At 29.3% G+C, this 11,537-nt stretch carries 13 protein-coding genes; 1 reads left to right on the top strand and 12 read right to left on the bottom strand.

Translation table 11 applies throughout. The features are described from left to right. Positions 1 to 103 precede the first annotated feature (103 nt). Positions 104 to 481, bottom strand: a complete 378-nt coding sequence (locus HCG76_RS18215; RefSeq protein ID WP_221701680.1) for a RidA family protein — start codon at positions 479 to 481, stop codon at positions 104 to 106. A gap of 211 nt (positions 482 to 692) precedes the next feature. On the opposite strand from HCG76_RS18215, the gene HCG76_RS18210 reads away from it, so the two are divergent. Further along, positions 693 to 1,718 carry a branched-chain amino acid aminotransferase gene (locus HCG76_RS18210; RefSeq protein WP_221701679.1) on the top strand — a complete coding sequence of 342 codons (1,026 nt, stop codon included), beginning with the start codon at positions 693 to 695 and terminating at the stop codon, positions 1,716 to 1,718. A gap of 78 nt (positions 1,719 to 1,796) precedes the next feature. On the opposite strand, the gene HCG76_RS18205 is transcribed toward HCG76_RS18210, so the two are convergent. The 11 genes from HCG76_RS18205 to HCG76_RS18155 all read right to left on the bottom strand — a co-directional run bounded on the left by HCG76_RS18205 (position 1,797) and on the right by HCG76_RS18155 (position 11,158). Then, complete coding sequence (locus HCG76_RS18205) at positions 1,797 to 1,970, bottom strand: (2Fe-2S)-binding protein (RefSeq protein WP_221701678.1); 174 nt, start codon at positions 1,968 to 1,970, stop codon at positions 1,797 to 1,799. A 43-nt stretch (positions 1,971 to 2,013) separates the two neighbouring features. After that, a complete protein-coding gene (locus tag HCG76_RS18200) occupies positions 2,014 to 2,202 on the bottom strand; it encodes a ferredoxin (RefSeq protein ID WP_195988195.1) in 189 nt (62 codons plus the stop codon). A gap of 170 nt (positions 2,203 to 2,372) precedes the next feature. Beyond that, positions 2,373 to 3,158 (bottom strand): formate/nitrite transporter family protein, encoded by a 786-nt coding sequence (locus HCG76_RS18195; protein ID WP_221701681.1) that lies wholly within the window; start codon positions 3,156 to 3,158, stop codon positions 2,373 to 2,375. A gap of 213 nt (positions 3,159 to 3,371) precedes the next feature. After that, positions 3,372 to 4,154: a sirohydrochlorin cobaltochelatase gene (locus tag HCG76_RS18190; RefSeq protein WP_221701677.1), complete on the bottom strand. Its 783-nt coding sequence runs from the start codon at positions 4,152 to 4,154 to the stop codon at positions 3,372 to 3,374. Positions 4,155 to 4,194: 40 nt separating this feature from the next. Next, the gene (gene hemL, locus HCG76_RS18185) at positions 4,195 to 5,469 is read right to left on the bottom strand and encodes a glutamate-1-semialdehyde 2,1-aminomutase (protein ID WP_221701676.1); all 1,275 of its coding nucleotides are present in this window, start codon (positions 5,467 to 5,469) and stop codon (positions 4,195 to 4,197) included. Position 5,470: 1 nt separating this feature from the next. Beyond that, positions 5,471 to 6,442, bottom strand: a complete 972-nt coding sequence (gene hemB, locus HCG76_RS18180; protein ID WP_221701675.1) for a porphobilinogen synthase — start codon at positions 6,440 to 6,442, stop codon at positions 5,471 to 5,473. Next, entirely contained in the window at positions 6,435 to 7,913 is a 1,479-nt protein-coding gene (cobA, locus tag HCG76_RS18175) for a uroporphyrinogen-III C-methyltransferase (RefSeq protein WP_221701674.1), read from the bottom strand. The genes hemB and cobA overlap by 8 nt, the downstream gene beginning before the upstream one ends. Before the next feature lie 44 nt (positions 7,914 to 7,957). Beyond that, positions 7,958 to 8,830, bottom strand: coding sequence for a hydroxymethylbilane synthase (gene hemC, locus HCG76_RS18170; RefSeq protein WP_221701673.1), 873 nt, complete (start codon positions 8,828 to 8,830; stop codon positions 7,958 to 7,960). Between the two features lie 5 nt (positions 8,831 to 8,835). After that, positions 8,836 to 9,516, bottom strand: a complete 681-nt coding sequence (locus tag HCG76_RS18165; protein WP_221701672.1) for an NAD(P)-dependent oxidoreductase — start codon at positions 9,514 to 9,516, stop codon at positions 8,836 to 8,838. Then, a complete protein-coding gene (gene hemA, locus HCG76_RS18160) occupies positions 9,477 to 10,679 on the bottom strand; it encodes a glutamyl-tRNA reductase (RefSeq protein WP_221701671.1) in 1,203 nt (400 codons plus the stop codon). Before hemA ends, HCG76_RS18165 begins: the two co-directional genes overlap by 40 nt. 206 nt (positions 10,680 to 10,885) lie before the next feature. Continuing rightward, positions 10,886 to 11,158: a hypothetical protein gene (locus HCG76_RS18155; RefSeq protein ID WP_221701670.1), complete on the bottom strand. Its 273-nt coding sequence runs from the start codon at positions 11,156 to 11,158 to the stop codon at positions 10,886 to 10,888. Positions 11,159 to 11,537 lie beyond the last annotated feature (379 nt).

Raw genomic sequence — 11,537 nt, 5'->3', positions numbered from 1 at the left:
CTTGAATATAGGAGTCATACCTTAGCATCATAATTTTTTATTATTTACCCTGTCTACTTGACGGGGGGCAGTTCATTTTATTAATAATTATTATTTTTTAATATTATTTAGTAGCTATAGCTTCTATTTCTATAACTGCATCTTTAGGTAATTTTGCTACTTGAACACAACTTCTTGCTGGTGGATTTTCAGTAAAGTATGTTCCGTAAACCTCATTAACAGCAGTAAAATCATTTAAATCCTTTAAGAAAATACTTGTTTTTACTACATTTTCTAAAGATGTTCCTGCAGCTTCTAAAATTGCTTTAACGTTTTCCATTGATTGTTTAGTTGCAAGCTTTATATTAGTTTCCATTTCTCCTGTTGCTGGATTTATTGGGATTTGCCCTGATGTATAAACAAAATCTCCAACAATAATTCCTTGAGAATATGGTCCTATTGCACCTGGTGCATTATTAGTGTGAATAACTTCTCTCTTCATTATTTTACCTCCTAAATCTACACTCAATATATTAATGATATTTTTACCATTTAATCAATATTATACTATAGATTAATAATTTTTTATATCAGTTAATATTTTTTATTATAAATTCATTATTTTTATGTTTAAGATTTTTTCCATTAGTGGTAAAATAAATAATTAAGAAAACAACATATAGATATAGCTTAAAAATAAAGGGGCGATTTAAATGAACAAAACAGTAAATATCGATTGGAATAACTTGGGGTTCGAGTACATCAAAACTGATTTCCGTTATATTTCAACTTGGAAAAATGGAAGTTGGGATGAAGGACATTTAACAGAAGATAATATGCTTACAATAAGTGAAGCTTCTTGTGCCCTTCACTATGGACAACAATGCTTTGAAGGCTTAAAGGCTTATAGAACTAAGAATGGAGATATTCAACTTTTCAGACCTAATAGAAACGCTGCAAGACTTAACAACAGTCTTACTAAACTACTTATGCCTGAAATTCCTGAAGAAAAATTTATAGATGCATGTATGCAAGTTGTAAAAGCTAATGAACATTATGTTCCTCCTTATGGTACAGGCGGTACTTTATACTTAAGACCTTTTGTTATTGGTGTTGGAGATAATATTGGTGTTAAACCTGCTCCAGAGTACATCTTCTGTGTATTCTGTTTACCTGTTGGTGCATATTTTAAAGGTGGAATGACACCTTGCAACTTCATGATTGCTGATTATGATAGAGCTGCTCCTCATGGAACTGGTGGCCAAAAAGTTGGTGGTAATTATGCAGCTTCAATGCATCCACATAAAATAGCTGCAGATAGAGGTTTTGCTGACTGTATTTACTTAGATCCAGCAACAAGAACTAATATTGAAGAAGTAGGTGCTGCAAACTTCTTTGGAATTACAAAGAATAATGAGTTTGTTACACCAGCATCACCATCAGTATTACCAAGTATAACAAAATACTCACTAATGGAAATAGCAGAAAAATATTTAAATATGCCTGTATATGAAAGAGAAGTTCCTATAGATTCCCTTGATGATTTCAAAGAAGCTGGAGCTTGTGGTACAGCTGCTGTAATTACTCCTATTGGTGGAATTGAGTACCAAAATAAACTTCATGTTTTCTATAGCGAAACAGAAGTTGGCCCAATCACTAAAGAACTTTATAGAATTCTTTGTGGAATTCAATTTGGAGATGTTGAAGCTCCAGAAGGTTGGATTTATAAAGTTAAATAATAACTTTTTTATATTCAATAAAATAAGGGTAACATCAAATACATTAAGTATATTGATGTTACCCTTATTTATTAAGTATTACTTATTTTTTTCGATTATCATTTCGATGTTACATTTACATCTTCCGCCACGGCATCCACCAGCACCTGCACCAGTTTCTTCCTTAACTTCTTCAAAAGAAGTAGCTCCATTTTTTACAGCTTCAACTATTTTCTCTTCTGAAACTCCTCTACATAGACATACGTTTGACATATTTTCATCTCCTTTATCTTTATATTGTATTGAATAATTTAAATTATTCTTCTATTGAAATAGCTTGTACAGGACATCCATCACAAGCTTCTCTTGTAGCATCTTCTAATTCTGCTGATATTTCACCTTCTATAGCTTCTGCAACTCCTGTATCTAATGAGAACACATCAGAACATACTCCCTCACATAATCCACAGCTTATACATACGTTTTGATCTACAAATGCTTTCATTTTTTTATCCTCCGTTTAAATGATATTTTTTATCTATGTTTATTATCTTCTAATAATTATTATTTGTCAATATCATTTCTTACTATTTTACTCAACTTTAATTTTTTTTATTTAAATGTTTTTTATATAGAAAAAGGAACTACAATTAAATTAGTTCCTTTTTTTCTATATTAAGAATTTTTCTTTTCTTTTGTTATAAAGTAATATGGTAAACCAACAAATAATACCCCACCTACAAAGTTTCCTAATGAAACCCAAAGTAAGTTATGAGCCATTCCCATAATAGTAACATCTGCACCATGTGGTAGCATTAATCCCATTGCAAGGAATCCCATATTAGCTACACTATGTTCAAATCCAGCAGTTATAAATGTAAATAAGCACCACCAAATCATTAATATCTTAGCAGTTTCTTCTTTTAGTTTATAACACATCCAAGTTGCAAGACAAACTAAAACATTACATAATAACCCTCTTAAAAATAATTCCATTCCTGGAGTATTCATTTTTGTAGCAACATTGCTTACTATAAATTCTCCAATGTATGAACTTTTACCGCTTGCAAGACCAGCTTGTACATATAGTAATGCCCCTACAACACCACCTATTAAGTTACCAACCCAAACTGCAACCCAAATTTTTAATGCATCTAACCAAGATACTTTCTTTTCTAAAGCTCCTACAGTCATTATCATTGCATTACTAGTAAATAAATCTCCACCACACATGAAAACTAAGCTTAATGCAACACCAAAACATGCTCCCATTAATATTTTATAGATTTCAATTCCTGCATGATGCATTGTTCCACCAATTGCATAAATTAACATAATTCCTAAGCTTACAAAGAAGCTTCCAAGGAAAGCAGATGTTAAATATTTAGCTATACTTTTATTAAATAAGCCAATTTTAACTTCTGCAGAGTGAGCTAAATTGTCAATTTCTCTCTTGTACATTTCGACACCTCTACCTAATTTATTAATCTTTGTATTTTTTTTATCACAATTATATATAATACAACTTTTCTTCACATTTTTCAAACAAAAAACCCCATTATTTAAAATTCCATCAAATTAATAATAATAAAGGTTTACTTTTTTAATAAATAAAAGGATTCTAAAAAGAATCCTCAAATTTATCAAACATTTAATATAGTTATTAATAATTATTTATTTTTTAATAGCTTCTATAATATTTTTTATATAAAGCTTTCTTATTTTTTCATATTGTAAAAGAGAATTTTCATTTATAGTAATATTAATATTTTTCTCCCTTAACATCTCCATCCATGATCCATCTCCACTAGATATATCTGATATAACATGTTTTCCAGGAATTATAAACAATGGCTTTATCAACAAACTATTTACTTCATCATGTACTATATTTTCAATTACATTATCTATTGTTTGTTCACCTTCTAATGTAGCCATATAAACCCTTTTATTACTAATTTTCTTAACTGCATTCTCAATTACATTATATAGTTTATTAGAACTTTTTTTTGATCCATGCCCAACTAATAAAATATCATTATTGTTACTATTCTCACAAATTATATCTGCAATTTCATACCCCTCTTGATTTAATTTGTTATCATCATCAGTAAATAAAGTTTTACTAATTACTAGCTTTTCCATTGAATACTTATACTCATTTACTATTTCTTCAATTTGTTTCTTTTCTCTCCCACTCATTATATGTAGTGGCTGTATAATTACCTCTTCATATCCATGATTAACTAAATTAAATAATGCCTTACTTAAATGGGGTATAACATAATCATGCCTTTCCTTTAAAAGGTCTATAATTCTATTAGATGTAAAAGCTTTAATTATTGTATACTCTTCTCCAAAACACTTATCTAAGTCCTTTTCTAAAAGACCTATACTTTTTTTAATCCCCTCTAAATTTGCGCTTCCAAAAGCCACTAAAACTATTGCTTTACTCATAAAATAATATCCCCCCATACTTTAGTTAAGATTTAAAATTCTAAACTTCTAATTGTTTAAACACTTCTAAGAATCTATCAATATGTTCTTCTGTATGAACTGCACTTAAAAACATTGACTCAAATTGTGATTGTGGTATATTAAATCCATTCTTTAACATATGTAAGAAATATTTTTTAAACATTTCTAAATCACAGCTCTTTGCATCATCATAGCTTCTTACTGGATTTCTATCAGTAAAGAATACTGTCATCATTCCACCAACTCTATTAACTGTTAGTTTTATTCCCTTTTCCCTTGCTATATCTTCAATTCCCTTTTGAAGCTTTTCACCACTTTTCTCTATATGCTCATATATATCTTGATTTTCTTTAAGTATATTAAGTGTTGATATTCCTGCTGCCATTACTACTGGGTTACCTGACATAGTTCCTGCTTGATACACTCCACCAAGTGGCGATAATTTTTCCATTATATCACGTCTTCCGCCATATACACCACATGGAAGACCTCCACCTATTATTTTAGCGTAAGTAATTAAATCTGGCTTTACATTAAATAAGCTTTGAGCCCCTTTATATGCTACTCTAAATCCACTCATAACTTCATCAAATATTAATAATGAACCATATTCATCACATAATACTCTTAAAGTTTCCATAAACTCATTTTCAGCCTTAACTACTCCCATATTTCCTGCAACTGGCTCAATAATAACTGCAGCAATATCATCACCATATGCCTCAAATAGAGATCTTACTTGATCCATATCATTATATACACCAACTAAAGTATTTTTTATACTATCATTAGGTATTCCTAAACATCCTGCTATTCCTTCAGTTAATACTCCTGATCCCGCTTCAACTAAGAAACCATCAAAATGTCCATGATAGCAACCTGCAAATTTTATTATTTTATTTTTTCCTGTATATCCTCTAGCAAGCTTTATTGCACTCATTGTAGCTTCTGTACCTGAGTTAACAAACCTAACCATTTCTACATTATCCATTTCTTCACATAAGAATCTACTCATTTGTAACTCTAATTCTGTTGGTGCCCCAAAAGCTATAGCACTTTCAGAAATTTCTTTAATAGCAGTTACAACTTGTTCATTGCAATGTCCTAATAACATTGGTCCCCATGCTAAAACAAAATCTATATATTCATTTCCATCTTCATCTTTTATTATTACACCTTTTCCAGATTTCATAACTGGAGGGTCTATCCCCATATCTCTATAAGCTCTTACAGGTGAATTAACTCCACCAGGCATATATTTTTTTGATTCATCAAAAATTTGTTGGTTAGACATATTAATTTTCCTCCTTAAGCCACTTTGCTGCTTCTAATGCATAATAAGTTATTATCATTTTAGCACCAGCTCTTTTCATTGATAAAAGCATTTCAAGTGCTACTAATTTTTCATTTATTAATCCTGCTTCTCCTGCATTTTTTACCATTGCATATTCACCACTAACGTTATATACACAAATAGGTACATTTATTTTTTCTCTAGCTTCTTTTACTATATCAAGATAAGACATTGCAGGTTTAACCATTATTACATCTGCACCCTCATTTAAATCTGCTTCTATTTCAGCCATTGCTTCTCTAGAATTTGCAGGATCCATTTGATAGCCTTTTCTATCGCCAAAGCTTGGTGCTGATCCTGCTGCTTCTCTAAATGGCCCATAAAATGCTGATGAATATTTAGCTGCATAACTCATTATAGGTAAGCTTTCATAACCATTTTTATCTAAAACTTCTCTTATATATGCTATTCTTCCATCCATCATATCAGAAGGAGCAACCATATCTGCCCCTGCCTTAGCATGTGATAATGCTATTTCTCCTAAATATACTAATGTTTTATCATTATTTACATTATGGTCATTTAATATTCCACAATGTCCATGATCAGTATATTCACACATACAGACATCAGTAATTATATATAAATCTGTGCTTAATTCTCTTAGCTTTCTTATAGCCTTTTGAACTATTCCATTTTCATTATAAGCTTCACTTCCAACACAATCCTTATGATCTGGAATTCCAAATAATATTACAGATTTTACTTTAGCTTCATTTAATTCATCAACTAATTCATTTAATCTATCAACAGACCAATGATAGTTTCCTTTTAATGAACTTATTTCTCTTTTTATATCTTGCCCTTCAACTACAAATACAGGATAAATAAAATCATCTACACTCAAAGAATTTTCTCTTACTAAACTTCTTATTACAGAATTTGCTCTTAGTCTTCTACCTCTTCTAAACATTTTCTGCCTCCTTGAATTCTATTATTTCCTTAAGGAATCCTTCTTCAGAATGTTTCTTACACATAAAACACTCCATATCCTTTTCTCTTATTGCCTTTGCTGTTTGAGGCCCAATTGCAATAAGTTTCTTTTCTCTTACTGCCTCTACCCCTAACATATCAACCATATTAGTTACTGTACTTGGACTTGTAAATAATACATAATCAACTTCATCAAATACTCTTTTATTTCTTAATGTTCCACAAATAGTATCATAAGTATGAACTCTATCTACTTCTAATCCTAATCTGCTTATTTCATCAACTAAATAACTTCTACTACTTGATGAACAAGGAATTAAAACTTTTTCCCCTTTAACTAAGTGATGTGATAAAACTTTAAATAATCCTTCTCCAACAAATTCTCTTGCCATTACAAATGGTACTATTCCTCTTTTAATTAAAGCCTTTTTAGTAGCCTTTCCTATTACAGAAAACTTAGCCTTTAAATTTCTAATATCATAATTTTCTTCTATTAAATAATCAAAGAAATGATTAACACCATTTACTGATGTTAAAAGAATATGCTCATACTCTGAAAGCTTTTCTAAATATGGCTTTAAATTTTCCTTTGTTGGTTTAATCTTTATTGAATTTATTTCTGTTACTTCTGCTCCTAAATCTTTTAAAGCACTCTTTAAACTAGAACTTTGCTCTCTAGATCTAGTTATACATATATTCGTTCCAAATAAAGGTTTATTTTCATACCAAGATAGTTTTTCATTTAATTCTACAACTTCGCCAACGACAATTATACATGGTGATTTAAGGCCAGCTTCTCTTGCCTTTTCTGCAATATTATCTAAAGTACCAATAACTTTTCTTTGTTTAGATGAAGTACCTCTCATTACTACAGCTGCAGGTGTATCCTTTTCTTTACCATTAGAAATTAAATTTCCTACTATTCTCTCTATATTTTCAAGGCCCATCATAAAAACAAGAGTTCCATTTTCCTTAGCTAAAGCTTCCCAATTTATTTTTTCACTTGCACTAGTCATTCCTGTTACAATATGAAAACTTTGTGCTATAGCTCTTTGAGTTATTGGAATTCCTGCATAATTTAAAACAGAAATTGGTGAAGTTACACCTGGTATTACTTCAAAATCTAAGCTTTCTTTAACAAGTGATAATACTTCTTCTCCACCTCTTCCAAACACATAAGGATCTCCACCCTTTACTCTACCAACTATGTGTCCTTCTTTAACAAGTTTAACAAGCATATCATTTATTTCTTCTTGTGTTTTATAATGAGCTCCAGGCTCTTTTCCACAATAATATACTAAACAATCTTCATTTAAATAATTTAAAATATTATTAGAAACCAATCTATCATAAAGTACAGCTGTACATTTTTCTAATACTTTAACAGCTTTAACTGTTAATAACTCTTCATCTCCAGGTCCAGTTCCTATTATATATGCTTTTCCATTCATAATTAACGCCTACTTTCCTCAGACTATTTTGTATACTTTTGTTATTATGCTCTCAATATTTTTTGAGCTAACTTTTTACCTAACTCAACGTATTCTTCTTTATTTCCTAAAATATCTTTTTTAACTATTATACCATTAACTTCATATGTTCCTATTATATACATATCGTTTCCTTGAAGCCTTGCATATGCACCAATTAAACTATGACATCCACCATTTAATTCCCTCATAAAGCTTCTTTCTGCCCCTACCGTAATTCTTACATCTATATTATCTAACTTTCTAAAATAATCATTATAATCACCATTTTTTAAACACTCTATTCCCAAAGCGCCTTGAGATACAGCTGGTACAAAAATTTCTGGATTTAGATAATCACTAATTATTTCATCCATACCTAATCTTTTTAGTCCAGCAGCTGCTAATATAATTCCATCCATACCTTCACTTTTCATCTTATCAAGCCTTGTACCAACATTTCCTCTAATAGGAACAATATTTATATCTTCTCTTAAGGCCTTTAGTTGAGCTGCTCTTCTTATGCTACTAGTTCCTATTATTGCGCCCTTTCTTAACTCCTTTAGTGTTTCACCCTTTTGACAGACTAAAACATCTCTTACATCTTCTCTCTCTGGCATTGCTGTTAATTCAAAATCTACTCCCATTTCATAGGGAACATCTTTCATAGAATGTACTGCCGCATGTGCTCTTCCATCTAATAATGCTATTTCAATATCCTTTGTAAATAACCCCTTTCCCCCTATCTTATCTAAGGTTACATCTAATCTCTTATCACCTTCAGTTACTACAAGAAGTTTCTTAGTATCTATATTAACTTTATCCTTTAGTAGCTTCATAACTGTTTCAGTCTGGGTTTGAGCTAATAAACTTTTTCTAGTTGCTAAAATTAATTCCATAAATTTCATTCTTCCTTTCTTAGGGACTTTATCTTACTTACTATATCATCATTATAAAACAACCTAAATACTTCTAAAATCTTATTTTTACTATAAAAAAATTTGCAATCACTAGAGTTTATAAATTTTAATAAATCATCTTTTATTTCTTTATCTAATGTTAGACAATTTCTTATTTTACCTGTTAGGTTTATATATTCATCAAATTCTTGAAGAGATTCAGTAATTGAATTTGCTACCATAACCGATCCTCTTGGATTTCCTACTTTAGTATTAACTGCTACCGTAATAAATTCACTTTCTCTAGTAACAGGTATTACTCCCATCCCCTCTCTAAATTTTGATGAATTTATATATATTTTAAATAACTCTTCACAATCTGATTTTATTTTATTAATTACACTTTCATCATCAATAGCAATTATTATTAAATGTTTATCTAATATAAAGTCTTTATTATAACTTCCCTTTATAAGCTTTACTTTATTCTCATTAAATTTATAAAAATCCGCTAAAAAATCTAAGGATAAAACCTCTATATTACTGCCTTTATTATAAAAGTTCCTTACTTTAATTAATGCGCCTCTTCCTGCTCCTATTACTCCAATCCTAATCTTTTCTCCAAAAAGCGTTATAGGTGCATAATTTAACTCTCCATGAATATTTTCTTTAAAATATTCAGACATTCACTTTCACGTCCTTTTAACTTTTCTTCCTTTAACAACTTTATAGCTCTATTTATATAATAATCTGATGTACTTTTTATTAAAGTTGTAGCTAAATCAATATCTCTATCATCCTTACATTTATGTTCAAAAGACTTAACTCTACTTTCCACAACGCTATTTCCTGTAGTTTTCATTTCATGTATATAATATGTAACTTCTCTAATATTTAACCAATCTTTATATTCATTTAGATACTTATCAATTAGAAACTTATATTCATTCATCTTTTCATTTCTTAGTTTTCTATTATTTCCATCTAATTTACTTATTGTATCTATATCTAGTAAAGTTACTCTTTCATTTTCAGCTAAGGATTCTTCAATATCTCTTGGAAGAGCTAAATCAATTAACATAATTTCTTTTCCATATTTACTTATATATTCATCCTTAATAACAACATGTGGAGCTGCAGTACAGCTTATAACTGCATCTATATCATTAATAACTTCTTTATATTCATTGAAATCCAATACCTCTACTCTTTTATCATTTAAATCAGGCACTTTACTCTTATTTCTTACAACAATAAAGATTTTTTTAAATTTACTACCTAATGCATATTTAACAACTAAGCTTCCTATTGTACCGTATCCTAATACCATAACACTCTCTGCCCCAAAGCTTTCAGCTTCATTTACTGCAATAGATGATGCTGAAACAGGTATCTCATATAACTTACTTTCTGTCCTAAACCTTTTTCCACAGCTTATTGCTTCTTCAAATAACCTTAAAAGCTTTGTATTTATAGCTTTATTCTCTAAACTTAATTCATATGCTGATTTTACTTGACCTAATATCTGATCCTCACCTAATATTTTAGAGTGAAATCCACAAACAACTTCTAATAAGTGTTTAGCTACGGCTATACCTCCAATATAAAAAGTATACTCTATAAGTGAAATATCCCAATCTAATATTTCAAATATATTTCTTATTTCACTTTCCGTTCCTAAACAACCAGAAATATAAATCTCGGTTCTATTACATGTACTTATTATTACTACTTCTTCATATACCTTATTTAATTCCTCTATTGCCTTAGACTGCCTACTTAATGTAATAGCAAATCTCTCTCTTATCTTTATATCAACATTTTTTCTTATCCCTATAAGACCTAACACTTAATCACCACATTTCTAAGCTATATTTCATTATAATATCACAAAATTTTTTAATAAAAAAGTTAAGGAAGCTTAGCCCCTTAACTTTTTCATTATAATACTAATTTAACTTTTATTCACTATTTTATTCCATTAATCTTTTTAATGAATATTATTACTTTTTATAATAAACTACACTTCAACTTCTGTAAACGTTTAAAACTTTTTTATATATTACTCACCTTTTCTACTATTATAACTTCACCAAAAAACTTATTACTTACTATAGTTCGTCCCACTTGAAAATTTGAGCTTGCATTTTCTATAATACTCTTTATTTTAAAGTTATCAGTAGATTCACTTGATAAAATTCCTCTCTTAGCACCCTCTTCTATTAACATACACCTATACTTTTCTATATACCCTTCAAGCAAATCTCTTCTATAAATTTTTCCTTTTTTTAAAGAACCATACCTAATTACTTCTTCTACACCTTTCACAATTCTCCCTCCTAAATCTCATTATTAATTTACAGCATTTATATTAATTAACCTTATTTAATTTTAATCATCCCTTTTAATAAAGAAATAAATTATATAGATTTTCTAATTCAATCTTAGTATTAGTACTTTTAGATTACTTCTATAATTTTTTATTTATCTATATAATTAAATTTTTCATTATTATATTGGGATATTATACTATATTCAACATTATAATTAGTTATGTATACTTTTAATTAAAATACTTATTAATTAGCACTATAAAAAGGGAATGTATCAAAACTACAATTCACATAATTAATAAACTGCGAACTACAGTGAGAACGAAAAATGGAATATTACTTTTCCGGGAAGCGGTGAAATTTTCACTTTGAAT

Origin of the sequence: Clostridium sp. K13, assembly GCF_019734195.1 — a bacterium.
Lineage (GTDB): Bacteria > Bacillota > Clostridia > Clostridiales > Clostridiaceae > Clostridium.
This window is presented reverse-complemented; position numbering and strand designations above follow the sequence as displayed.

Excerpts from the sequence above, each read along its gene's own strand:
- HCG76_RS18215 (WP_221701680.1), bottom strand. The coding sequence starts at position 481 with ATGAAGAGAGAAGTTATTCACACTAATAATGCACCAGGTGCAATAGGA.
- HCG76_RS18210 (WP_221701679.1), top strand. The coding sequence starts at position 693 with ATGAACAAAACAGTAAATATCGATTGGAATAACTTGGGGTTCGAGTAC.
- HCG76_RS18205 (WP_221701678.1), bottom strand. The coding sequence starts at position 1,970 with ATGTCAAACGTATGTCTATGTAGAGGAGTTTCAGAAGAGAAAATAGTT.
- HCG76_RS18200 (WP_195988195.1), bottom strand. The coding sequence starts at position 2,202 with ATGAAAGCATTTGTAGATCAAAACGTATGTATAAGCTGTGGATTATGT.
- HCG76_RS18195 (WP_221701681.1), bottom strand. The coding sequence starts at position 3,158 with ATGTACAAGAGAGAAATTGACAATTTAGCTCACTCTGCAGAAGTTAAA.
- HCG76_RS18190 (WP_221701677.1), bottom strand. The coding sequence starts at position 4,154 with ATGAGTAAAGCAATAGTTTTAGTGGCTTTTGGAAGCGCAAATTTAGAG.
- hemL (WP_221701676.1), bottom strand. The coding sequence starts at position 5,469 with ATGTCTAACCAACAAATTTTTGATGAATCAAAAAAATATATGCCTGGT.
- hemB (WP_221701675.1), bottom strand. The coding sequence starts at position 6,442 with ATGTTTAGAAGAGGTAGAAGACTAAGAGCAAATTCTGTAATAAGAAGT.
- cobA (WP_221701674.1), bottom strand. The coding sequence starts at position 7,913 with ATGAATGGAAAAGCATATATAATAGGAACTGGACCTGGAGATGAAGAG.
- hemC (WP_221701673.1), bottom strand. The coding sequence starts at position 8,830 with ATGGAATTAATTTTAGCAACTAGAAAAAGTTTATTAGCTCAAACCCAG.
- HCG76_RS18165 (WP_221701672.1), bottom strand. The coding sequence starts at position 9,516 with ATGTCTGAATATTTTAAAGAAAATATTCATGGAGAGTTAAATTATGCA.